This is a genomic window from Pseudomonas gebzensis (assembly GCF_034427815.1).
GTDB lineage: Bacteria > Pseudomonadota > Gammaproteobacteria > Pseudomonadales > Pseudomonadaceae > Aquipseudomonas.
Genome location: NZ_JAXQNS010000004.1, coordinates 233,181 through 254,629, shown reverse-complemented (window position 1 = coordinate 254,629; position 21,449 = coordinate 233,181). Strand labels below are relative to the sequence as shown.

Annotated in this window: 21 protein-coding genes; 10 read left to right on the top strand and 11 right to left on the bottom strand. The window is 62.6% G+C overall.

The window, feature by feature from the left end; translation table 11 throughout:
- Nucleotides 1-32: 32 nt before the first annotated feature.
- Nucleotides 33-1,004 carry a CobW family GTP-binding protein gene (locus SJI00_RS10110; protein WP_322461584.1) on the top strand — a complete coding sequence of 324 codons (972 nt, stop codon included), beginning with the start codon at nucleotides 33-35 and terminating at the stop codon, nucleotides 1,002-1,004.
- On the opposite strand, the gene SJI00_RS10105 is transcribed toward SJI00_RS10110, so the two are convergent.
- Entirely contained in the window at nucleotides 1,005-1,397 is a 393-nt protein-coding gene (locus SJI00_RS10105) for a DUF3301 domain-containing protein (RefSeq protein WP_322461583.1), read from the bottom strand.
- A 117-nt stretch (nucleotides 1,398-1,514) separates the two neighbouring features.
- Here SJI00_RS10105 and pdxY point away from each other — a divergent pair, with 117 nt between their 5' ends.
- The gene (gene pdxY / locus SJI00_RS10100) at nucleotides 1,515-2,387 is read left to right on the top strand and encodes a pyridoxal kinase PdxY (protein WP_322461582.1); all 873 of its coding nucleotides are present in this window, start codon (nucleotides 1,515-1,517) and stop codon (nucleotides 2,385-2,387) included.
- On the opposite strand, the gene SJI00_RS10095 is transcribed toward pdxY, so the two are convergent.
- Entirely contained in the window at nucleotides 2,384-2,869 is a 486-nt protein-coding gene (locus tag SJI00_RS10095) for an acyl-CoA thioesterase (RefSeq protein ID WP_322461581.1), read from the bottom strand. The two genes, pdxY and SJI00_RS10095, sit on opposite strands and share 4 nt — an antisense overlap.
- Before the next feature lie 310 nt (nucleotides 2,870-3,179).
- Between SJI00_RS10095 and SJI00_RS10090 the strand changes: the two genes are divergently transcribed.
- Nucleotides 3,180-4,943, top strand: a complete 1,764-nt coding sequence (locus tag SJI00_RS10090) for a cation:proton antiporter (protein WP_322461580.1) — start codon at nucleotides 3,180-3,182, stop codon at nucleotides 4,941-4,943.
- Nucleotides 4,944-5,019: 76 nt separating this feature from the next.
- Here the strand turns inward: SJI00_RS10090 and SJI00_RS10085 are convergent, their stop codons facing one another.
- The 4 genes from SJI00_RS10085 to SJI00_RS10070 all read right to left on the bottom strand — a co-directional run bounded on the left by SJI00_RS10085 (nucleotide 5,020) and on the right by SJI00_RS10070 (nucleotide 9,279).
- Entirely contained in the window at nucleotides 5,020-5,427 is a 408-nt protein-coding gene (locus SJI00_RS10085) for an SMI1/KNR4 family protein (protein ID WP_322461579.1), read from the bottom strand.
- Between the two features lie 115 nt (nucleotides 5,428-5,542).
- Nucleotides 5,543-6,394, bottom strand: a complete 852-nt coding sequence (locus SJI00_RS10080; protein WP_322461578.1) for a Tim44 domain-containing protein — start codon at nucleotides 6,392-6,394, stop codon at nucleotides 5,543-5,545.
- Nucleotides 6,395-6,548: 154 nt separating this feature from the next.
- On the bottom strand, nucleotides 6,549-8,732 hold the full coding sequence (gene uvrD / locus SJI00_RS10075; protein WP_322461577.1) for a DNA helicase II: 2,184 nt from the start codon (nucleotides 8,730-8,732) through the stop codon (nucleotides 6,549-6,551).
- A gap of 226 nt (nucleotides 8,733-8,958) precedes the next feature.
- The gene (locus SJI00_RS10070; protein ID WP_322461576.1) at nucleotides 8,959-9,279 is read right to left on the bottom strand and encodes a hypothetical protein; all 321 of its coding nucleotides are present in this window, start codon (nucleotides 9,277-9,279) and stop codon (nucleotides 8,959-8,961) included.
- A 446-nt stretch (nucleotides 9,280-9,725) separates the two neighbouring features.
- Between SJI00_RS10070 and hexR the strand changes: the two genes are divergently transcribed.
- Together hexR and SJI00_RS10060 are read left to right on the top strand one after the other, a co-directional pair.
- A complete protein-coding gene (gene hexR, locus SJI00_RS10065) occupies nucleotides 9,726-10,592 on the top strand; it encodes a transcriptional regulator HexR (RefSeq protein ID WP_322461575.1) in 867 nt (288 codons plus the stop codon).
- Between the two features lie 124 nt (nucleotides 10,593-10,716).
- Nucleotides 10,717-10,929: a PA3496 family putative envelope integrity protein gene (locus SJI00_RS10060; protein ID WP_322461574.1), complete on the top strand. Its 213-nt coding sequence runs from the start codon at nucleotides 10,717-10,719 to the stop codon at nucleotides 10,927-10,929.
- Here SJI00_RS10060 and SJI00_RS10055 read toward each other — a convergent pair.
- Nucleotides 10,874-11,833, bottom strand: coding sequence for a LysR family transcriptional regulator (locus SJI00_RS10055; protein ID WP_322461573.1), 960 nt, complete (start codon nucleotides 11,831-11,833; stop codon nucleotides 10,874-10,876). The genes SJI00_RS10060 and SJI00_RS10055 overlap by 56 nt on opposite strands.
- A gap of 189 nt (nucleotides 11,834-12,022) precedes the next feature.
- On the opposite strand from SJI00_RS10055, the gene SJI00_RS10050 reads away from it, so the two are divergent.
- From SJI00_RS10050 to SJI00_RS10040, 3 genes are all read left to right on the top strand, one after another.
- Nucleotides 12,023-13,438 (top strand): acetyl-CoA carboxylase biotin carboxylase subunit, encoded by a 1,416-nt coding sequence (locus tag SJI00_RS10050; protein WP_322461572.1) that lies wholly within the window; start codon nucleotides 12,023-12,025, stop codon nucleotides 13,436-13,438.
- Between the two features lie 100 nt (nucleotides 13,439-13,538).
- Nucleotides 13,539-15,347, top strand: a complete 1,809-nt coding sequence (gene oadA / locus SJI00_RS10045; RefSeq protein ID WP_322461571.1) for a sodium-extruding oxaloacetate decarboxylase subunit alpha — start codon at nucleotides 13,539-13,541, stop codon at nucleotides 15,345-15,347.
- A gap of 233 nt (nucleotides 15,348-15,580) precedes the next feature.
- Nucleotides 15,581-15,859, top strand: a complete 279-nt coding sequence (locus SJI00_RS10040; protein ID WP_322461570.1) for a helix-turn-helix domain-containing protein — start codon at nucleotides 15,581-15,583, stop codon at nucleotides 15,857-15,859.
- Nucleotides 15,860-15,865: 6 nt separating this feature from the next.
- Here the strand turns inward: SJI00_RS10040 and SJI00_RS10035 are convergent, their stop codons facing one another.
- Nucleotides 15,866-16,687: an amino acid ABC transporter permease gene (locus SJI00_RS10035; protein ID WP_322461569.1), complete on the bottom strand. Its 822-nt coding sequence runs from the start codon at nucleotides 16,685-16,687 to the stop codon at nucleotides 15,866-15,868.
- Nucleotides 16,684-17,505 carry an ABC transporter substrate-binding protein gene (locus SJI00_RS10030; protein WP_322461568.1) on the bottom strand — a complete coding sequence of 274 codons (822 nt, stop codon included), beginning with the start codon at nucleotides 17,503-17,505 and terminating at the stop codon, nucleotides 16,684-16,686. Before SJI00_RS10030 ends, SJI00_RS10035 begins: the two co-directional genes overlap by 4 nt.
- Before the next feature lie 105 nt (nucleotides 17,506-17,610).
- Here SJI00_RS10030 and SJI00_RS10025 point away from each other — a divergent pair, with 105 nt between their 5' ends.
- Nucleotides 17,611-18,510 (top strand): homocysteine S-methyltransferase family protein, encoded by a 900-nt coding sequence (locus SJI00_RS10025; RefSeq protein WP_322461567.1) that lies wholly within the window; start codon nucleotides 17,611-17,613, stop codon nucleotides 18,508-18,510.
- Nucleotides 18,511-18,513: 3 nt separating this feature from the next.
- On the opposite strand, the gene SJI00_RS10020 is transcribed toward SJI00_RS10025, so the two are convergent.
- Nucleotides 18,514-18,960, bottom strand: coding sequence for a GNAT family N-acetyltransferase (locus SJI00_RS10020; RefSeq protein WP_312933157.1), 447 nt, complete (start codon nucleotides 18,958-18,960; stop codon nucleotides 18,514-18,516).
- An 11-nt stretch (nucleotides 18,961-18,971) separates the two neighbouring features.
- The gene (locus tag SJI00_RS10015; RefSeq protein ID WP_322461566.1) at nucleotides 18,972-19,601 is read right to left on the bottom strand and encodes an FMN-binding negative transcriptional regulator; all 630 of its coding nucleotides are present in this window, start codon (nucleotides 19,599-19,601) and stop codon (nucleotides 18,972-18,974) included.
- 90 nt (nucleotides 19,602-19,691) lie between these two features.
- Here SJI00_RS10015 and pdxR point away from each other — a divergent pair, with 90 nt between their 5' ends.
- Complete coding sequence (gene pdxR, locus SJI00_RS10010) at nucleotides 19,692-21,227, top strand: MocR-like pyridoxine biosynthesis transcription factor PdxR (RefSeq protein WP_322461565.1); 1,536 nt, start codon at nucleotides 19,692-19,694, stop codon at nucleotides 21,225-21,227.
- The last annotated feature ends 222 nt before the right edge of the window (nucleotides 21,228-21,449 follow it).

Below are 21,449 nucleotides of genomic sequence, written 5' to 3'. Positions count from 1 at the left end.
AGTTGGGGATAACCTTATCCACGGCGCCGACCATGCTGCAACATATTCCTACCCACGTCATCGCCGGCCCCTTGGGCGCTGGTAAGACCAGCGTGCTGCGTTCCCTGCTCGGGCAGCGCCCTGCCGACGAGCGCTGGGCAGTGCTGATCAACGAGTTTGGCCAAGTCGGCCTGGATGCCGCGCTGTTGACCCGGCAGGAAGCGGGTCTGGAGATCGCCGAGGTGGCCGGCGGCTGCCTGTGCTGTGTGAACGGCGTGCCTTTTCAGGTGGGCCTTGGGCGCCTGCTGCGCCGTATCAAGCCGCACCGTGTGTTTATCGAGCCGTCCGGGCTGGGGCATCCGTTGCAGTTGCTGAAACAGCTGCGCCAGACGCCTTGGCGAGACGTGCTCGAGGTGCAGCCGATGGTCATGGTGCTGGATGCGCAAAGTCTGGCGTGTGGCCAAGCCCTGCCTGAGGCCCATGCGCAGGGGCTGGGGGAGGCGGGGTTGTTAGTTATCAACAAGGCCTCCGCTGTGGATAGCGAGAGAAGGCTGTTGATAAGCGCTGATCTACCTGAAATAGAGCGCCTGTGGACAAATTACGGCGAGCTGTTTTTCCACAGCCTGCCGATCAGCCAATCGAGCGATCTTGTTCGCGCAGTACAGGTGGCTCCGCCTGTGGATATCTATTCGAGCGTGGGTACGCTGTGGCCGGACATCCGTCAGCCAATCTGTCAGGTCGCTGAAGGTGAAGGCGGCTGGAGCATCGGTTGGCGCTGGCACCCCAGCCAGCAATTTGCCAGCGACCTGCTGATCGACTGGCTTGCAGGCTGGCCCTGGAAGCGGGCCAAGGGCGTTATCCATCGCCTGGACGGATGGCGGTCGGTCAATGCGCTTGCGCCCGAGCCGGTGCGCTGGAGCAGCAGCGAATGGCGCACCGATACGCGTATCGAGCTGATCTTCGATCAGGCGCAGAACGTCGAAGCGCTCGGGCAGGCACTGGCGGCCTGCCGGTCACCTGATTGATCAGGGGTGCCAGCGATCGTGCTGCTGGCGCCACTGCTGCATTTCAACCACGTTGGTGGCTTTGGGCGGGGTGTTGATCTCGAACGGGTAGGGCGCCAGCTCGATGAGCATCGTGTGGGCGCCAAACTGAGTGACCACGCCAGGGTGGCGCTGCTCGCCGGTCACGGTGAATTCGAAGTTGTAGATGCGCGCCAGGCGCTTCTTGCCCTTGGCATCGCGAACGAAACCGACGCGCTTGAGCGCCACGGCATCGTCGAGCAATTCCAGATCGAGCTTGGCGCAATGCTGCTTGACCCGTTCCAGCGCTTTTTCCCGCAGCCCATGGTTGTGCCATATCCACGCGCCAATGCTGGCCAGCACCATCAGAACGAAAAGGTTTTCCAGGGTCAACATGTGCTCGGGCTCCAGACAGGACGGCGCAGCTTAACTGCGACGCTGGCCTGTCGTACAGGTGGCTTTCGGGTTCATACTGCGCGGCGCAAATCCTACGACCGTTTTGGAAAACCCTGCATGAAACGTACGCCGCATCTGCTCGCCATCCAGTCTCATGTCGTCTTCGGCCACGCCGGTAACAGTGCGGCGGTGTTTCCCATGCAGCGCCTTGGGGTGAATGTCTGGCCCCTCAACACGGTGCAGTTTTCCAACCACACTCAGTATGGCCAGTGGGCTGGCGAAGTGCTCGCCCCGGCGCAAATTCCTGCGTTGGTGGAAGGGATAAGCGCTATCGGTGAGCTTGGCGAATGCGACGCAGTGCTCTCTGGCTACCTGGGCAGTGCCGAGCAGGGGTGGGCGATCCTGGCCGGCGTCGAACGGATCAAGGCGAGTAACCCCAGGGCGCTGTACCTGTGCGACCCGGTCATGGGCCATGCGGAAAAGGGTTGCAGCGTGCCGGCCGCGGTCAGCGACTTTCTGGTCAACCACGCTCTGGCCAAGGCCGACATCCTGTGCCCTAACCAGCTTGAACTCGACACCTTCTGCGGGCGCCGCGCGCAGTCGCTGGACGATTGCGTCATCATGGCCCGTAGCCTGCTGGCACGCGGTCCGCAGGTGGTACTGGTCAAGCACCTGGCCTACCCCGGCCGCGCCGAGGATGCCTTTGAAATGCTGCTGGTCACCGCCGAACAGACCTGGCACCTGCGCCGGCCGCTGCTGGCCTTCCCACGCCAACCGGTCGGCGTGGGCGACCTGACTTCTGGATTGTTCCTGGCCCGCGTCCTGCTGGGCGACGCTTGGCTACAGGCCTTCGAATTCGCTGCCGCCGCCGTGCATGAAGTGCTGCTGGAAACCCAGGCCTGCGCCCGCTACGAGCTGCAACTGGTGCGCGCCCAGGACCGTATCGCCCATCCACGGGTGCGCTTCGAGGCCACGCCGCTGGACGCCTAGAGGCCGTCGGTTTTCAGGTCCTGGTAGCGCTTCTCCAGCTCCTGGCGAATCTGCCGACGCTGCTGGCCCTGCAGGAACCGGCGCTTTTCTTCGCTGCTCTGCGGCTGGCGCGGCGGTACTGGCACCGGGCGGCGCTGGTCATCGACGGCGACCATGGTGAAGAAGCAACTGTTGGAATGGCGCACCGAGCGCTCGCGGATGTTCTCGGTCACCACCTTGATGCCCACCTCCATCGAGGTGGTGCCGGTGTAGTTGACCGAGGCGAGGAAGGTCACCAGCTCACCGACATGCACCGGCTCGCGGAAGATCACCTGATCCACCGACAAGGTCACCACGTAGCTGCCTGCATAGCGGCTGGCACAGGCGTAGGCCACTTCATCGAGGTATTTCAGCAGCGTGCCGCCATGGACATTGCCAGAAAAGTTGGCCATGTCCGGGGTCATCAGGACGGTCATCGTCAACTGGGCGTTTCCAGGTTCCATAGCATGCTCACGGTGGGGTTGCGTTGAACGGGGGTGTGAAGTCGAAGGCACAGTCTTCCCCTTTATGATTTTCTTCCTGTTACCGGACGCCGGGCGTTGGCGAAGCGTCACGGCCTGCCAGTCCATACCCCTGAATAGCCGATCTGTTTCGGCATATTGCGCAGGCCATCCTCAGTAAGACGCGATGTTACCCTGACTTCGCCCATGCAACATGGGCTTACCATTCTTAGAACAGTTTGTACTCAGCGCCGCGAGTGTCCTTCGCAGCGCCGAGGCCTTGCGCCGTGCATTGAAAAAGGAGCATCACGCCATGCATGCCATCAGCTTCATCCAGGACCTGGCAGTGATCATGCTGGTCGCCGGCGTGGTGACGATTCTGTTCCACCGGCTCAAGCAACCTGTCGTCCTCGGTTACATCGTCGCGGGTTTCATCATCGGCCCGCACACCCCGCCATTCGGCCTCATCCATGACGAAGACACCATCAAGATTCTCGCCGAGCTGGGGGTGATCTTCCTGATGTTCTGCCTGGGGCTCGAATTCAGCTTGCGCAAGCTGTTCAAGGTGGGGGCCACAGCGTTCATTGCCGCGTTCCTGGAAATCGTCCTGATGATCTGGATCGGTTTCGAGATCGGCCGCTGGTTTGGTTGGAACACCATGGACTCGCTGTTCCTCGGCGCCATTCTGGCGATTTCCTCGACCACCATCATCGTCAAGGCGCTCAACGACCTGAAGATGAAGAACGAGCGTTTTGCCCAGCTGATCTTTGGCGTGCTGATCGTTGAAGACATTCTTGGGATTGGCATCATCGCGCTGTTGTCGGGCATTGCCGTGAGCGGCACGGTCAGCTCGGGCGAAGTGTTTTCCACGGTCGGCAAGCTGTCGCTGTTCATGATCGTGGCGCTGGTCATCGGCATTCTGCTGGTGCCGCGGCTGCTGGCCTACGTGGCCAGATTCGAAAGCAACGAGATGCTGCTGATCACTGTGCTAGGGCTGTGCTTTGGCTTCTGCCTGCTGGTGGTCAAGCTGGAATACAGCATGGTGCTGGGGGCGTTCCTGATCGGTGCGATCATGGCCGAGTCACGCCAGTTGCTGAAGATCGAGCAATTGATCGAGCCGGTGCGTGACCTGTTCAGCGCGATCTTCTTCGTGGCTATCGGCCTGATGATCGACCCACAGGTGCTGGTCGACTACGCCTGGCCGATCGTGGTGATCACCTTCGCTGTCGTGATGGGCAAGATGCTGTCGTGTGGGATGGGCGCTTTCATTGCCGGTAACGACGGGCGTACGTCGCTGCGGGTGGGCATGGGGCTGTCACAGATTGGCGAATTTTCGTTCATCATCGCGGCGCTGGGAATGACCCTTCAGGTCACCAGCGACTTCCTCTATCCGGTGGCTGTGGCGGTCTCGGCGATCACCACGTTGCTCACGCCCTACCTGATCCGCGCGGCCGACCCACTGTCGCTGAAGCTGGGCCGGGTGATGCCGGAGCGGCTCAGCCGCGTGCTGTCGCTGTATGGCGAGTGGCTACGCAGCATCCAGCCGCAGGGCGAGGGCGCGATGCTGGCGGCGATGATCCGGCGCATCCTGTTGCAGGTCGGGGTCAACCTGGCGCTGGTGATTGCCATCTTCTTCAGCGGCGGTTACTTCGCCAGTCGGCTCGGGGCGTGGTTGAGCCAGTGGGTGGGCGATGTCGGGCAACAGAAGGCGATGATCTGGGGCGCGGCGTTGCTTCTGTCGCTGCCGTTCCTGATCGCCGCATACCGCAAGCTCAAGGCGCTGTCGATGCTGCTCGCGGAGATGGGCGTGTCGCCAGAGATGGCGGGCCGGCATACACAGCGTGTGCGCCGGGTGATAGCCGAGGTGATTCCGTTGCTGTCGCTGCTGGTGATTTTCCTGCTGCTCTCGGCGCTGTCGGCCAGCATCCTGCCGACCAATGAGCTGCTGCTGATCATCGGTGTGGTGGCGGCCGTGGTGGTGGCGGTGCTCTGGCGCTGGTTCATCCGCGTGCACACGCGCATGCAGATCGCCTTGCTGGAGACGCTGGAGAACAACCGCGACCAGCCTCACCACTGACACGTAAAACGGCCCCGCCCGGCGTTGCTGCCGGGCGGGGCCGCTTGTGTTCAGCAGGTTCTGGCGGGAGCAGGTGTCAGCTTTCCAGCCAGACGTCGCGGGCCCAGTGCCAGATCGATTCCCAGCTCTCTTCACCGACCAGCTCGTCTTCGCCGCTCCACAGCACCACGGTGCCGTCTTCTTCCACGCAGTAGTAGTCCTCGCCGTCCTGGCACAGCGGGATCAACTCGCGCGGTACACCCAGGTCCCAGGCCGTGGCGGCGACTTCCGGCAGGTAGGTATGGGATTGCGGGTCGGTCGCGGTGACCGGTTCGAGGCTGCCGTAGACCACGTCGCTGACGGTCAGCAAAAATTCTTTGAAAACGAAGGGAATGTTGATGAACAGTTGTTCTTCGATTTCGACCAGCTGGTCATCGTCAGGAAGCTCCAGGGGCACGGGCACGGGCTCGTTGGCTTCACGGAGCTGTTCGATCACTTCTTCCACGGTTCACATCCTCTGACCTTGTTGGCAATGCTGCGCGTTATACCCTAGTAGCCGGCTCGGCTAAAAGCAAAACCCCCGGGGCCAGCCCGGGGGTTTTTGTTTGAAGCGCTCTGGATCAACCGTTCTGGCGGATACCGGCGAGCAGCCAAGGCTGGTTTTCGCCCTGTGCGCGCTGCATGTGCCAGCTTTCGCTGAACGCCTCGCCCTGTTCGAAGCGCGAGGTTTTCGCCACGCCACGGAAGGTCAGGGTCGCGATGGTGACATCGGCGCGATCATCGACGCCGTCAAGCTGCACATCGAGGTCATCGATGTAGGTGGACTGGAAACCTTCACCTTCGGCTGCACGGTCACGCTTGAGCGATTCCAGCAGTTGCGGGGTGACGAACTCGGCAATCTTGTCCATCTCGTTGCCATCCCAGTGTTGCTGCAACGTCTGGAAGTGCGAGCGGGCGGCGGCCAGGAAGCTGGCTTCGTTGAACCAGGCTGGGGCGTTGATCACCGGCGCTGCGGCGGCTGCACCACCACCGAACGACGGCTGCTGGGTGGGCTGAGCGTGCACTTCACGCTGGTACGGCGCGTGACCAGCAGGGGCCATTTCGGCCTGCTGCTTGCGACGGCGTGCGGCAATGAAGCGGAACACCAGGAAGGCGATCAGGCCCATGATCAGGATGTCGAACATCTGCATGCCCTGGAAGCCATCGCCCATGAACATGGAGGCCAGCAGGCCACCGGCGGCGATGCCGGCCAGCGGGCCCAGCCAGCGCGAAGCGCCGCTGGCTGCGGCAGGGGCGCGACCAGGCGCCGTAGCTGCAGCGCCTGGAGCAGGTGCGGCAGGCGTAGCCTGACGCGTTTGGTGAATAGGCGCAGAACCCGAGCTCTTGCCGCCGCCGAAACGCTTGGCGTTGGCATCGAGGCTCAGCGTCAGACCGACGCAGAGCGCCAGGGCGATGCTAAGAAAACGTTGCATAGGTGGGATTTCCCGTTTTTGTGAATTGCACGCGCGAATGGTGCACAGGTTGCGCACGCCAAGGCCAGCGCGAGTGTGTTTCGAGCTTTTGCTTAAATGTTTGAAAGACCGTTCGGATAAAGGCGTAGGAAGATTCCTGCGCCTTATCACCCGGTCAGACCGCTTCGAGCTTGGCGTAGCCCAGCATCAGCCACTTGCTGCCTTCGTCGAAATTGACCTGCACCCGCGCCTGGGCGCCGGAACCCTCGAAATTGAGGATGGTGCCCTCGCCAAAGACCGAGTGCTGCACCCGCTGGCCCAGGCTGAAGGCGGTCTGCGGGATGCTGGCGTTGGCGAACAGGCTGCTGGCTTGGGTCTGCGCGCCGCCGAACGGCCGGCTCACGGAATTGGACAGGCGCACTTCCTGTACCAGACCGGCCGGAATCTCCCGTACGAAACGTGAGACCTTGTTGTAGGTCTCGCTGCCGTACAGCCGGCGGGTCTCGGCATAGGTCATCACCAGCTGGCGCATGGCCCGGGTGATGCCGACATAGGCCAGGCGGCGTTCCTCTTCAAGGCGGCCGGGCTCTTCCAGGCTCATCTTGTGCGGGAACAGACCCTCTTCCAGGCCGACCAGGAACACGTGAGGGAATTCCAGGCCTTTGGCACTGTGCAAGGTCATCAACTGCACGCTGTCTTCATGCTCATCGGCCTGCGCATCGCCGGCTTCCAGCGAGGCATGGCCAAGGAAGGCCGACAACTCGGTGAGCTCGGCATCTTCAGCGCTGGGCACGAAGTTGCGCGCCGCGCTGACCAGTTCCTCAAGGTTTTCTACCCGTGCCTGGCCCTTTTCGCCTTTTTCTTCCTGGTGATAGGTGATCAGCCCGGACTGCTCGATAACCGTCTGCGTCATCAGGTGCAGCGGCATGTCAGCCACCTTGGCGGCTAGCTGCTCCAGCAGCTCGATGAAGCCACCCAGTGCACTGGCGGCGCGCCCCTTGAGGCCTTTGCCGGCGAGCAGTTGGCACATGGCCTCCCACATCGACACCTGGCTGTGGCGGGCATGCTCGCGGATCGCCTCGACGGTTTTCTCGCCGATACCGCGCGGTGGCACGTTGATTACCCGTTCGAGCGCTGCATCATTGCCGCGGCCTTCGAGCAGGCGCAGGTAAGCCATGGCGTTCTTGATCTCGGCGCGCTCGAAGAAGCGCTGGCCGCCGTAGATGCGATACGGGATACGCTCGCGCAGCAGGGCTTCTTCGAGCACCCGCGACTGGGCGTTGGAGCGGTAGAGAATGGCGATGTCGTTGCGCGTGCTGCCTTGCTTGATGATGCTTTCGATGGTCTCGACCACGTAACGGGCTTCGTCGTGCTCGTTGTAGGCGGCGTACAGCGTGATCGGCTCGCCTTCGCCCAGGTCGGTCCACAGTTCCTTGCCCAGGCGCCCGCTGTTGTTGACGATCAGAGCGTTGGCGGCCTTGAGGATGCCGCCGGTGGAGCGGTAGTTCTGCTCCAGGCGGATCAGCTCGGCGTCGGGGAAGTCGGCGGTGTACTGATGGATGTTCTCGATCTTGGCACCGCGCCAGCCGTAGATCGACTGGTCGTCATCGCCCACTGCCATGAGGCTGTCGCCGCCCTTGGCGAGCAGACGCAGCCAGGCGTACTGCACGGCGTTGGTGTCCTGGAACTCATCGACCAGCACATGGCGGAAACGCCGCTGGTAGTGCTGCAGCAGGCTGGGGTTGTCGCGCCACAGGTCGAGGGCGCGCAGCAGCAACTCGGAGAAGTCGATGACCCCAGCGCGCTCGCAGGCCAGCTCGTAGGCGGTGTAGACCTCGCGCATGGTGGCCAGGAACAGGTCGCCGCCGGCCTGAATGTGCTGCGGGCGCAGGCCTTCGTCTTTCTGCCCGTTGATGAACCACTGCGCCTGGCGCGCCGGCCATTTCTGCTCCTCCAGGCCCAGCTCGCGCATCACCCGCTTGACCAGGCGCTGCTGGTCGTCGCTGTCGAGGATCTGGAAGTTCTGCACCAGCTTTGCTTCCTGCCAGTGCGCACGCAGCAGGCGATGGGCCAGGCCGTGGAAGGTGCCGACCCACATGCCTGCCGGGCTGATACCCATGAGCTGCTCGATCCGGTGGCGCATTTCGGCGGCGGCCTTGTTGGTGAACGTCACCGACAGGATCGAATGCGGCGAGGCATGCTCGACCTGGATCAACCAGGCGATACGGTGCACCAGCACACGGGTTTTACCGGAGCCGGCACCGGCCAGCACCAATTGACGCCCGACCTTGGCCGCTACGGCCTGGCGTTGGGCATCGTTGAGGGAGTTCAGCAGGAGGGAGAGGTCATCTATAGGCATCCGGCCATTCTAGAGCCGGGGCACGACGGCGGCAAAGGCCTGGATGAGATTTATGCGGCGCGCAGTGGGCCGTTCATCGACCGGGTCTGGCTGGGCGTGGGTCAAGCGCGCCGTGAGCCGATGCGCGAGCAGCAGCCAAGCGCTGCCTGGGGCTGCAGCAGGGGCGTGTCACCGTCGGTGCAAGGGGGCAGGGAGGCAGGCCAGGATCGGGCCTGCCGAACATGGATCAGCAGACCCTATCGACACCCATGCGCACCAGCAGCGCATCATTGTGATAGATCTCGACGAAGGTCCAGTCAGTAGTACCGTCGGTGCTGAAGCGCACTGCTTGTTCTGTCTCTACTTGCAAGACGATGGCATCGGTGTTTTCCAGGCACAGGTCCAGGCGTACCACCAGGTCTTTGAACATAGGCTTGTCACGGCGTACCAGGCTTGCGCGTACGCCTGGGTTTGCCACTGTCACCGTGCCTGAAACGTGCAGTTTCGGGCCTTCGGTGCTAGGCATCTTGTCAAGCGTTGCGGTCCAGTTGCTGTTTTCGATCGTCATGAGTGTTTACTCCGTCATTATCATCGCCACGTAGGTGTGGCGTGACCGACTGTGCTCGACGAGGGGTGTGCAAAGCAGCGTGAAGTGCTTCATACCTAGCCATACTTGCCCTTGGGCGATCAGGTGCTGCCAGCGACCTGCGCACGCCTGTTCGGCACGCGGGTGGCCGTTGCTGCCTGGGGCTTGGCCTTGAACAGCGTCGAAGACGTTCCGCTGTACGAGGTTGTCCAGTCGCCATGCGACCAGGCCGGGCGAGCACGGGGGCAGGTGAGCGCAGTGCCAAGTTGCGGTCAGACGTAGGCGCTGAGGGCGCTTGACCCAATGAAACCCGGGAAATCACACCGGCTTGAACACAGGGTGGTCGTTTGACTGGGCGCCTCGGCGGTCATGTAGTATAACTACAAGAAAGCTACATCCAGCCTGCCGATCCTCAACGAGTCCCGCCCGTGAATCTGTTGCAACACATCACCCAATCGCGCCACCTGCTGCGCAAATCGGAGCTGAAAGTCGCCGATCATGTGCTACTGGATCCGGCCGCCGTCATGCACAGCTCCATGGCAGACCTGGCGCACAGCGTGGGCATCAGCGAACCGACCATCGTGCGGTTCTGCAGGGCGATTGGCTGCACCGGTTTCCAGGACCTGAAGCTGAAACTGGCGCAGAGCCTGGCGGCAGGCGCCAGCTTCGGGCAGTTCGCGATTCACGAAGACGACTCGGTCGCCGACTACAGCCTGAAAATCTTCGACACCACCCTGCATACCCTGATGGAAGTGCGCGAGCACCTCGATCCGGAGGCACTGGAGCGCGCCGTGGCCGCCATGGCCCAGGCGCAACGGGTGGAGTTCTATGGGTTCGGCGCCTCCGGCGCGGTGGCGGCCGACGCCCAGCACAAGTTCTTCCGCCTGTTGCTCAGCGCCGCGGCCTATTCCGACCCGCACATGCAGGCGATGTCGGCCGTTACCCTGAAGCCAGGCGATGTGGCCGTGTGCATCTCGCAGTCCGGTCGCTCCAAGGACCTGCTGATCACCGCCAACCTGGTGCGCGAAAGCGGCGCCAGCCTGATCACCCTGTGCCCGAGCCAGACCCCCTTGGCGGAACTGTCGACCGTCAACCTGGCGATCGATGTGCACGAAGACACCGAAATCTATACCCCGCTGACCTCGCGCATCGCCCACCTGGTGGTGATCGATGTACTGGCCATGGGCGTGGCCATGGCGCGAGGGCCGAGCCTGGTCAACCACTTGAAGAGCGTCAAACGCAGCTTGCGCAGCCTGCGGCTGTCGCCCAAGTCGATCAAGGCGACTGACGATTGATCTGACGATCTCCGTGCAGTCATCCTGGTGTAGCGATCTTCACGATTCTGTCACAGCTTCGGCATCAAACCGTCAACCCCTGCGCCCAGGCTGATGCTTCCGCATCCAGTCCGGGAGACAGGTCATGGTTCGTGAAGACGGTTCGTACCAACCCAACGCCAAATCACGCAAGCAGCAGGAACGCGACCAGCGCCGCATGGAATACCGCCGCGCCATCGAAAGCTATTGCGACCAGCGCCAGCTGCTTCGCGAAATCGCCCACTTCCCCGACTCACCTGATGTCAGCGTGTGGCAGGTGGCAACGGCTTCCCCGAAAAGCGTTCAACAATCTCGCTGATCAACGCCCGCTCGCCGCGAATGAACGCCTGAAACGCCAGCGCCACTGGCGACTGGCGCTTGGCCTTGGACTGCACCACGCACCAGCTGCGGTACAGCGGCAGTTCCTCGACCGGCAGTTCCGTGAGCAGGCCACGCGCCAGCTCCATGCTCACCGCATGGCGGGTCAGCAGGGCAATGCCCAGCCCGGCGACCACGCACTCGCGCTGCGCCTCGCCAGAGGCCACCTCCAGCGTTTCGGTAAAGTGCACGCGCTTTTCCTTGAAGTACTCCTCGCAGGCCTTGCGCGTGCCCGAACCCTGCTCGCGGATCAGCAGGGTATGCGGCTCCAGGTCCTGCAGGTGCAGGTGTTCGCGCTGGCTCAGCGGATGATCGGTGGGTGCCACGGCGACAATGGGGTTGTTCAGGAACGGCAGGAACTCCAGGCCCATGTCCTGCGGCACCATCGACATGATGATCAGGTCGTCGCGGTTGTCCGACAGCCGCCGTATCGCCTGGGCGCGATTGACTACCGTGAGTGTCAGGCTCACTTCCGGGTTGCGCTGCTTGAACGCCGCAAACACATGAGGCACGAAATACTTGGCGCTGGATTCGATCGCCAGTTTCAGTTGGCCCTGCAGTGACCCCTGCATGTCCGACAACTGCATGTCGAAGCTTTCCAGCCGGCCAAAAATGTCGCGGCTGGCGCGTTGCAGGGCCTCAGCGGCCTCGGTGAGGTACAGTTTTTTGCCGACATATTCAAACAACGGCTGGCCGACCAGGTCTTCCAGTTGGCGAATCTGCAAGCTGACGGCGGGTTGGGTCAGCGACATTTCTTCGGCCGCGCGACTGTAAGAGCGCAGGTCGCACACTTCATTAAAAATCTGCAACTGACGCAATGTCATACGCATCAATGACTTACGCATTTTATACAAGCTCTGGGCTATGAATTGTAAGGCGACTATAAGCTTTGACTAATGCTGGACCCAATAAATATTGATTTTTGTTTATCGTCCTACAGCGCTAGGGTGGATTCACGACTGACCGCAGCGTCTGGTCACGCGTCGAGCGGCCTGGCCGGCTCGTTATGTTCCACGGCTTTGGGAAGACTCCAAGTGATAAAAAAAATCCTGATCGCCAACCGGGGTGAAATTGCCGTCCGCATCGTGCGGGCCTGTGCCGAGATGGGTATCCGCTCGGTAGCGATCTATTCCGATGCCGACCGCCATGCGTTGCACGTCAAGCGTGCCGACGAGGCGCACAGCATCGGTGCCGAACCCCTTGCCGGTTATCTGAACCCGCGCAAGCTGGTCAACCTGGCGGTGGAAACCGGCTGCGATGCGCTGCATCCAGGCTATGGTTTCCTCTCGGAAAACGCCGAGCTCGCGGAAATCTGTGCGCAGCGAGGAATCAAGTTCATTGGCCCAGCGGCTGAAGTGATTCGCCGCATGGGCGACAAGACCCAAGCGCGGCGTGCCATGATCGCTGCCGGCGTGCCCGTGACCCCAGGCACCGAAGGCAACGTTGCAGATATCCATGAGGCCCTGCAAGAAGGCGAGCGCATCGGCTACCCGGTGATGCTCAAGGCCACCTCTGGCGGCGGGGGCCGCGGCATTCGCCGCTGCAACAGCCGCGAGGAGCTGGAACAGAACTTTCCGCGGGTGATTTCCGAAGCCACCAAGGCCTTCGGCTCTGCTGAAGTGTTTCTGGAAAAGTGCATTGTCAATCCCAAGCACATCGAGGCGCAGATTCTCGGTGACAGCTTTGGCAATGTGGTGCACCTGTTCGAGCGCGACTGCTCGATCCAGCGCCGTAACCAGAAGCTCATCGAAATCGCCCCCAGCCCACAACTGACGCCCGAACAGCGCGCTTACATCGGCGACCTGTCGGTACGCGCAGCCAAGGCGGTGAACTACGAGAACGCCGGCACCGTGGAGTTCCTGCTCGCCGATGGCGAGGTGTACTTCATGGAGATGAACACGCGGGTGCAGGTGGAGCACACCATCACCGAGGAAATCACCGGGATCGACATCGTCCGTGAGCAGATCCGCATCGCCTCGGGCCTGCCCCTGTCGGTGAAACAGGAAGACATCATCCATCGCGGCTTCGCCTTGCAGTTTCGCATCAACGCCGAAGACCCGAAGAACAACTTCCTGCCCAGCTTCGGCAAGATCACCCGCTACTACGCCCCCGGCGGCCCGGGTGTGCGCACCGACACGGCGATCTACACCGGGTACACCATTCCGCCGTTCTACGACTCGATGTGCCTGAAACTGGTGGTCTGGGCGCTGACTTGGGAAGAAGCCATGGACCGCGGCCTGCGGGCGCTGGATGACATGCGCGTACAAGGCGTGAAGACCACCGCCGCGTACTACCAGGAAATCCTGCGTAACGCCGAATTCCGCAGTGGCGAGTTCAACACCAGCTTCGTCGAGGCGCACCCGGAACTGACCAACTACTCGATCAAGCGCAAACCCGAAGAGCTGGCCCTGGCCATCGCCGCCGCCATCGCCGCCCACGCAGGCCTTTGAGATAGGAGCGGCAAGCGTCGAGCGCCAAGAGGCAGGTAAAGCCCGATCGGCTTTTACGCGCACTTTGTCGCTCTCAGCTTGCGGCTTACAGGAGATAAGAATGTCCAAGAAAATCCATGTCACCGACACCATCCTGCGTGACGCTCACCAGTCGCTGCTGGCCACCCGCATGCGCACCGAAGACATGCTGCCAATCTGCGACAAGCTCGACAAAGTCGGCTACTGGTCGCTGGAAGTCTGGGGCGGCGCCACGTTCGACGCCTGCGTACGCTTCCTCAAAGAAGACCCGTGGGAGCGCCTGCGCAAACTGCGCGCCGCGCTGCCCAACACCCGTCTGCAGATGCTCCTGCGCGGGCAGAACCTGCTCGGCTACCGCCACTACAGCGACGATGTGGTCAAGGCCTTCGTGGCCAAGGCGGCGGTCAACGGCATCGACGTGTTCCGCATCTTCGATGCCATGAACGACGTGCGTAACCTGCGCGTGGCCGTCGAAGCGGTGAAGGCCGCCGGCAAGCACGCCCAAGGCACCATCGCCTATACCGTCAGCCCGGTGCACACCATCGACGCTTTCGTGCAACAGGCCAAGCAGATGGAGGCCATGGGCTGCGACTCGTTGGCAATCAAGGACATGGCCGGCCTGCTCACCCCCTACGCCACCGGCGAGCTGGTCAAGGCGCTGAAGGCCGAGCAGTCGCTGCCGGTGTTCATCCATTCCCATGACACCGCGGGTCTTGCCGCCATGTGCCAGCTCAAAGCCGTGGAAAACGGTGCTGACCACATCGACACCGCCATCTCCAGCTTCGCCTGGGGCACCAGCCACCCGGGCACCGAGTCGATGGTCGCCGCCCTCAAGGGCAGTGAGTTCGACACCGGCCTGGACCTGGAGCTGCTGCAGGACATCGGCCTGTACTTCTACGCCGTGCGCAAGAAGTACCACCAGTACGAGAGCGAGTTCACCGCCGTGGATACCCGCGTGCAGGTCAACCAGGTGCCTGGCGGGATGATTTCCAACCTGGCCAACCAGCTCAAGGAGCAAGGCGCGCTCAGCCGCATGAGCGAAGTGCTGGCCGAAATTCCGCGGGTGCGCGAAGACCTCGGCTTCCCGCCGCTGGTGACCCCGACCTCACAGATCGTCGGCACCCAGGCGTTCTTCAACGTGCTGGCTGGCGAGCGCTACAAGACCATCACCAACGAGGTGAAGCTGTACCTGCAAGGCGGCTACGGCAAGGCCCCGGGCGTGGTCAGCGAATCGCTGCGGCGCCAGGCCATCGGCAGCGAAGAGGTGATCGACGTGCGCCCGGCCGACCTGCTCAAGCCGGAAATGGCCAAGCTGCGCAGCGACATCGGCGCGCTGGCGCATTCGGAAGAAGACGTGCTGACGTTCGCCATGTTCCCCGACATCGGGCGCAAGTTCCTCGAAGAACGTGAAGCCGGCACCCTGACCCCCGAAGTGCTGCTGCCGATCCCTGAAGCCGGCGCTGTCGCCGCGCCAGGCGGCGAGGGTGTGCCGACCGAGTTCGTGATCGATGTGCACGGCGAAACCTACCGCGTCGATATCACCGGTGTGGGCGTCAAGGCCGAAGGCAAGCGCCACTTCTACCTGTCTATCGATGGCATGCCGGAAGAAGTGGTGTTCGAGCCGCTCAACGAGTTCGTCGGCGGCGGCGGCAGCAAGCGCAAGCAGGCCAGCGAACCGGGCCACGTCAGCACCAGCATGCCAGGCAATATCGTCGATGTGCTGGTCAAGGAAGGTGACACGGTCAAGGCTGGGCAGGCGGTGCTGATCACCGAAGCGATGAAGATGGAGACCGAGGTGCAGGCGCCGATTGCCGGCAAAGTGGCAGCCATTCATGTCGCCAAGGGTGACCGAGTGACGCCGGGTGAGATCCTGATCGAGATCGCGGGCTGATCTCAAGCGTTGATCAGCGAAACGTTATCTCTGGGAGAGCAATGCTCTCCCTTTTTTGTTCAGGTGCCTGCACTAAAATGCAGATTTCTATCATAAGTCGGCACGCGAGCTGCATTTAGTTGCAGAATTTAGCCCGCTTCTAGTCGGATTCTGTTTTTTAATGCAGATCCCGAGTCTGCTGATTCAAAGTTATCAGCACACTTTTGCTGATGGATGATCCAAGGGAGTTCGCCATGACCCTCTCAATCGACGCCCGCGGGCTGGTCATCGATGGTGTCCGCGAAGGCATCGCCGACGGCAGCCTGAGCCTGGGCGCAGCCGTGCGGCGTTTGCGGGTCAGCGCGGCGGGCATGCAGCAGGAGCCGTTCGCGCGCATGTGCAAGATTTCCGTGCGCACTCTGATCCAGATCGAGCAAGGCGTGGGCAACCCCACCCTCAAGTCGCTGAACGCCGTGTTCAAGCCGTTTGGTCTGCAGATGGGCGTGGTCAAGCGCCCCAGCCCGTTCCGCTAGCGCCAACTAACGCTGATAGCCCTTGCCGAAATGCCGCTCGAGCCGCGCCTGCAGCAACTCCAGCACGATCGACAGCAGCCAGTAGATCACCGCCGCCGTGGTCAGCATCTCCAGGTAGCGATAGCTGGAGCGCCCATACGATTGCGCGAGAAACATCACTTCCCACACGCCCATCACCGACACCAGGGAGGAGTCCTTGAGCATGGAGATGAACTGGTTCGCCGTGGGCGGGATGATGGTGCGCATGGCCTGGGGCAGGGTGATGTGCCAGAAGATCGTGCCGCGGCTCATGCCCAGGGCCAGGGCAGCCTGGCGCTGGCCGTGGGCAACGCCGATGATGCCGGCGCGGAAGATTTCGCTGAGGTAGGCGCCATAGTTGAGCGACAGGGCAATGATGCCGGCGCTGATTGCACCCGGCACCAGGCCGATTTGCGGCAGGCCCAGGTAGATCAGCAGAATCTGGATCAGCAGCGGCGTGCCGCGAAAGAACGAGGTGTAGAAGCTGGCGATGCCCAGCAGCACCGCGCTGTTCGACAACCGTGCCAGGGCGGCGGCAAAGCCCAGCGCCACCGATACGCCAATCGAGCAGAGGCACAGGAACAGCGTCAGTGCCGCGCCTTGCAGAAAGCCGTTGGGCCCCAGCTTGAAACCGGCCAGATTGGGGAATTTCTCGACGATGATCGCGAACTGCAGATCGAAGCTGAGGAAGAAGCCGACAAATACCGCCAGCAGCGCCAGCCAGGTCAGGTACAGGCGCGTACGAAAGCCCAGCAGGCGCGGGCCCGACGTTTTCACGCCAGGCCCGGAATCAGGTCGATGAGCACTCATTTACTGATATCGGCGCCGATCCACTTCTGCGACAACCGCGCCAGCGTGCCGTCGGCCTTGAGCTCGGCAAACACCGCACGCACTTTGGCGTCCCACTCCGGGTCACCTTTTTCGATGGCCACCGAGTTGGGCTCTTCGTACAACGGGGCGCCGGCCAGCTTGAAGCGGGTGTCCTGCTTGAGCCGTGGCTGCGCAGTGACCAGGTTGGTGAGGATCGCATCCAGGCGAACGCCGGCGCCCAGGCCCAGGTCCTGGAAGGCGACGTTGTCGGTGTCATACGGGGCGACTTGCACCATCTCGAAGGGGTAGTCGAGCTTCTTGTCTTCGGCGCCTTCGATGACCAGGTTCTTGTTCAGGTAGCTTTCGTAGCTCGACGCGCTGGTCAGGCCGACTTTCAGGCCGTCGAGGTCCTTGGCCGAATGGATGCGCTCGTCCTTGGCGTTGACCACGATCACTGCGGGCGAGGCGTAGTACTCGACGGGGAAATCGAACACCTGGGCGCGGGCTTTGCTTGGGGTCATCGAGCAGATGCAGATGTCGTAGCGCCCGCTCCAGCGGCCGGCGGCGATCACGTCCCAGGATGGCGTTTCCAGGCGCAGCTTGACACCCAGCTTGTCCGCCACGGCCTTGGCCACGTCCACGTCGAAGCCATCGAGCTGATTCTGGTCATTGAGGAACGAGAACGGTGGGTAACTCTCCATCAGCACGTTGACCAGTTCCTTGCGTGATTCCACCCGCTCCAGTGTGGCGCCAGCATGGGCTTGGGTGATAACGCTCAAGGCCAACAGGCCTGCACTGATAACGGCGGGAAATTGCATGGAAATACCTGAAATAGTTTTAAAAAAATCGAATGGCGATATTTAATAGTTATAAATATTAAGTCACTAGTGAATTTTATTCATATCGATATAAGCGGAATTTATATGAGCGAACGACCGTTAGTCATTCTCGATGGTGGCATGGGCCGCGAACTTCAGCGTCGCGGCGCGCCATTTCGTCAGCCGGAGTGGTCGGCACTGGCGCTGACAGAGGCGCCTGAGGCGGTGGTTGCCGTACACCGGGCCTACATCGAAGCAGGTGCCAGCGTCATTACCAGCAACAGCTACGCGGTGGTGCCGTTCCACATTGGTGAGCAGCGCTTTGCCCGGGAAGGTGAGGCGCTGGCGGCGACCGCAGGCCAGTTGGCGCGGGCGGCAGCCGATGCCGGTGAACAGCAGGTGCGGGTGGCGGGCTCGCTGCCGCCACTGTTCGGCTCTTATCGCCCTGACCTGTACACCCCTGAGCGGGTCGATGAAGTGCTGGCCCCGCTACTGCGAGGCCTGACGCCCCACGTGGACCTGTGGCTGGCGGAAACCCAGAGCGCGATCGCCGAAGTGCGCGCGATCCAGTCGCGCCTGCCGCAAGACGGCAAGCCGTTCTGGGTCTCGTTCACCTTGCAGGACGAAGACACCGACGACACCCCGCGCCTGCGTTCCGGCGAGCCGGTCAGCGAGGCGGCCGAGGCCGTGGCCGGGTTGGGCGTGCAAACCCTGCTGTTCAACTGCAGCCAGCCGGAAGTGATCGGCGCGGCCATCGACGCGGCCAAGGCGGTGTTCGAGCGCCTGGGCGTGGACATCGCCATCGGCGCCTACGCCAACGCCTTCCCCCCGCAACCCAAGGACGCCAAGGCCAACGACGGCCTGGATGAGCTGCGCGAAGACCTCGACCCGCCCGGTTACCTGCGCTGGACGCAACAGTGGCGCACACGCGGCGCCAGCTTGCTGGGCGGCTGCTGCGGCATCGGGCCGGAGCACATTGCGCAGTTGCACGCCCATCTGCGTTGATCGTTACAGGTTACGGCGGAACTGGATGAACCCCGAACGCTCCGCCACGTGCTCATAGAGCCGGATGGCGGTGGCGTTGGTGTCCTGGGTCAGCCAGTGCACCTTGCTGCAGCCCGCTGCCTTGGCGGCGCTGCACACCTGTTCGATCAACTGCGCGCCAATCCCCAGGCCGCGCTGCTCGCCATCGACATACAGGTCCTGCAGATAGCAGGAATCACCGATGCTCCAGTTAGTCCGGTGATAAATCCAGTTGACCATCCCCACGGCCTTGCCATCGACCCAGGCCAGCGCCGAGTGGGTCGGCTCGTTCACGTCCAGCAAGCGTTGCCAGGTACTGCTGCTGACCTCATCGGCCAGTTCGGTCTTGTAGAACACCAGGTAGGCCTGCCACAGCGCGAGCCAGTGGCTGTGGTCCTGGGCGGTGACGGGGCGCAGCGTTACGTTGGGCATGAGTCGCTCCTTCAGCGTGGGCGCATGAGCGCCGCGAGTTGGTTGTCCATGGGGTCTGTGCTGGCAGTCAGCGCGTCATGTACGCCGGCGATGTCTGCGGCCGAGCGATTCTGGCTGAGCTTGCGTGCGCCTTGCAGGCGGGTGATGGGCACACGTACGCCGACGATGGCGCGCAGCATGCCGTCCAGATAATCGAGCGGTGCATCCGCCACGCGCCAGGGCGTGGGTTGATGGTGCTCGTGGCGTTCGCTCAGGCGGGTGACGATGTCCAGCAGCGGTGCGGGCTCGTGGATCACCTGCGCTACGCCGTAGGCGTGCACGGCGGTGTAGTTCCAGGTGGGCACCACCTTGGGCTGTGTGGCCTTGCTCGAGTAGTAGCCGGGGCTGACGTAGGCATCGGCACCGGGAAACACGATCAGCACCTCGCTGCCCTGTGCAAGCTCCCGCCATTGCGGATTGGCCCGCGCCAGGTGGGCATGAACGGTGCCGTACTCGCCTTGTTCCACATCTACCAGCACCGGCAGGTGAGTTGCCAGCAGGCCGTGTTCGCCATGGCTGATGAGCACCGCCAGGCGGGTGGCCCGCATGTGCTGGTGCAGCAGTTCGAGGTCATGCATCTGGTGCGGTGGACTGCTGTACATGGTGAAGGTCCTTGTGCGATGGACCTATCCTAGGCAGGCTATTGGCTCTGCGTAAGCGCCATTTCCAGCTATTTTCACAGGTCCAATCCAATGCGCGAGTGTACCCATGCGTTGCCTTTCGATCCGGCCGGCATCGTACTGGACCGGCGTCGCGGCCTCAGCCAGCAGCTGTATCAAGCGCTGCGCATGCGGGTACTGGATGGCCGGCTGGGCAGTGGCACGCGGCTGCCGGCTACACGCGATCTGGCGCAGATGCTGGGGCTGTCGCGTAACAGCGTGATGCGGGCCTACGACCAGTTGTACGCCGAAGGCTTCATCGAAAGCCGGGTGGGGGATGGCACTTATGTCACCGAGCTGGAGAAACTATCCACACAGCTATCCACAGGGTTATCCCTAGGCTTATCAACAGACTTATCCACAAAAACACATTCTGATACTGAGCATTCATCCAGTCCTGACAGGCTTTCCGAGTCGCTAGGGTGGCTGAAAACCCATCATCTGCCAGCGCCCGCTACGGGTGCACCGCGCGCATTTCGGGTGGGCGTGCCGGCTTTCGATCTGTTCCCTTTCGACGTCTGGGCCAGGCTGCAGGCGGGTTTCTGGCGAAATCCAGACCCTGCCTTGCTGGGCTATGGCGACCCCGCTGGAGAACTCGTATTGCGCGAGCTCATAGCGACTTACCTGCGTCGTTCGAGGGGCCTGGCCTGCACCGCTGGACAAATTATGATCACCAGTGGTGCGCAGCAAGCCATCAGCCTTTGTGCACAGGTGCTGCTGCGACCGGGTGACCGGGTCGCTGTGGAAAACCCCGGATACCGCGCAGCCGGTCACGCCTTCGCCATGGGCGGCGCTCAGCTCGTCGGCGTTCCGGTGGACGAGGCAGGCTTGGACTGTGAGCGGCTCAACGCAGTGCAAGACTGCCGGCTGGCCTATGTCACACCTGCCCATCAGTACCCGACCGGCGTGACCATGAGCCTGCCCCGGCGCCTGGCCTTGCTGGAATGGGCCGAGCGCGAGGGGCGCTGGATCATCGAGGATGACTACGACGGCGAGTATCGCTACGTGGGTGCGCCACTGGCACCGTTGGCGGCACTGGATCGACAGGGGCGGGTGCTGTACGTCGGAACGTTCGGGAAGGTGGCGTTTCCAGCGCTGCGCCTGGGCTATATGGTCTTGCCCAAGCGTCTGGTAGCGGCCTTCGGCCAGGCGCGTGCGCTGGCGGTGCGGCACTCCGAGGTCAGCACCCAGTGCGTGATGGCCGAGTTCATGGCCCAAGGGCACTTCCAGCGGCACATCCGGCGCATGCGCAAGGCGGCGCTCAGCCGGCGCAACGTGCTCAAGGCCGGCTGGCCGCTGGACATACCAGGGCTGGGGGCAATGCCTGAGGTTGCAGCAGGGCTGCACGTCAAAGTGGCTGTGGATAACCTCGCGCGCGAGCAGGACCTGGTCGCCCGGGCGCAGGCGGTGGGCATCGAGGTCAACCCGTTGAGCAGCTACTGGCTGCCAGACAGCCACGAACCCCTGGACGCCCGGGCCGGCCTGGTGCTGGGTTTCGCAGCAGTGCCGGGAAGGCAGATCGCCGAGGCCTTGCTGCGGCTGCGCAAGGCCTGGCGAGTGTGTGGATGATCAGCATGTGACCGTTCAATGGCCGCAATGGGTGGATAGAGGTCGAGCGGGCAGGCTTGGACCGGGTCAGCTTCGCCGCCCATCGCGGCCAACCGGAGCGCCAGACCGGCCGCTCTGACATGGGCTGCATGAACGTAAAATACCCCGCAACCTGTTGGAGCGGCTTCAGCCGCGATGGCCGGCGTAGCCGGCCTGATAACCGCCAAGTGATATTGCAGGTCG

Coding starts and splice junctions, on each gene's coding strand:
- SJI00_RS10030 (WP_322461568.1), bottom strand. CDS start 17,505: ATGCAATTTCCCGCCGTTATCAGTGCAGGCCTGTTGGCCTTGAGCGTT.
- SJI00_RS10055 (WP_322461573.1), bottom strand. CDS start 11,833: ATGCGTAAGTCATTGATGCGTATGACATTGCGTCAGTTGCAGATTTTT.
- SJI00_RS10040 (WP_322461570.1), top strand. CDS start 15,581: ATGACCCTCTCAATCGACGCCCGCGGGCTGGTCATCGATGGTGTCCGC.
- SJI00_RS10110 (WP_322461584.1), top strand. CDS start 33: ATGCTGCAACATATTCCTACCCACGTCATCGCCGGCCCCTTGGGCGCT.
- pdxR (WP_322461565.1), top strand. CDS start 19,692: ATGCGCGAGTGTACCCATGCGTTGCCTTTCGATCCGGCCGGCATCGTA.
- SJI00_RS10060 (WP_322461574.1), top strand. CDS start 10,717: ATGGTTCGTGAAGACGGTTCGTACCAACCCAACGCCAAATCACGCAAG.
- pdxY (WP_322461582.1), top strand. CDS start 1,515: ATGAAACGTACGCCGCATCTGCTCGCCATCCAGTCTCATGTCGTCTTC.
- SJI00_RS10070 (WP_322461576.1), bottom strand. CDS start 9,279: ATGACGATCGAAAACAGCAACTGGACCGCAACGCTTGACAAGATGCCT.
- SJI00_RS10095 (WP_322461581.1), bottom strand. CDS start 2,869: ATGGAACCTGGAAACGCCCAGTTGACGATGACCGTCCTGATGACCCCG.
- SJI00_RS10025 (WP_322461567.1), top strand. CDS start 17,611: ATGAGCGAACGACCGTTAGTCATTCTCGATGGTGGCATGGGCCGCGAA.
- SJI00_RS10080 (WP_322461578.1), bottom strand. CDS start 6,394: ATGCAACGTTTTCTTAGCATCGCCCTGGCGCTCTGCGTCGGTCTGACG.
- SJI00_RS10015 (WP_322461566.1), bottom strand. CDS start 19,601: ATGTACAGCAGTCCACCGCACCAGATGCATGACCTCGAACTGCTGCAC.
- SJI00_RS10035 (WP_322461569.1), bottom strand. CDS start 16,687: ATGAGTGCTCATCGACCTGATTCCGGGCCTGGCGTGAAAACGTCGGGC.
- SJI00_RS10020 (WP_312933157.1), bottom strand. CDS start 18,960: ATGCCCAACGTAACGCTGCGCCCCGTCACCGCCCAGGACCACAGCCAC.
- SJI00_RS10090 (WP_322461580.1), top strand. CDS start 3,180: ATGCATGCCATCAGCTTCATCCAGGACCTGGCAGTGATCATGCTGGTC.
- oadA (WP_322461571.1), top strand. CDS start 13,539: ATGTCCAAGAAAATCCATGTCACCGACACCATCCTGCGTGACGCTCAC.
- SJI00_RS10105 (WP_322461583.1), bottom strand. CDS start 1,397: ATGTTGACCCTGGAAAACCTTTTCGTTCTGATGGTGCTGGCCAGCATT.
- uvrD (WP_322461577.1), bottom strand. CDS start 8,732: ATGCCTATAGATGACCTCTCCCTCCTGCTGAACTCCCTCAACGATGCC.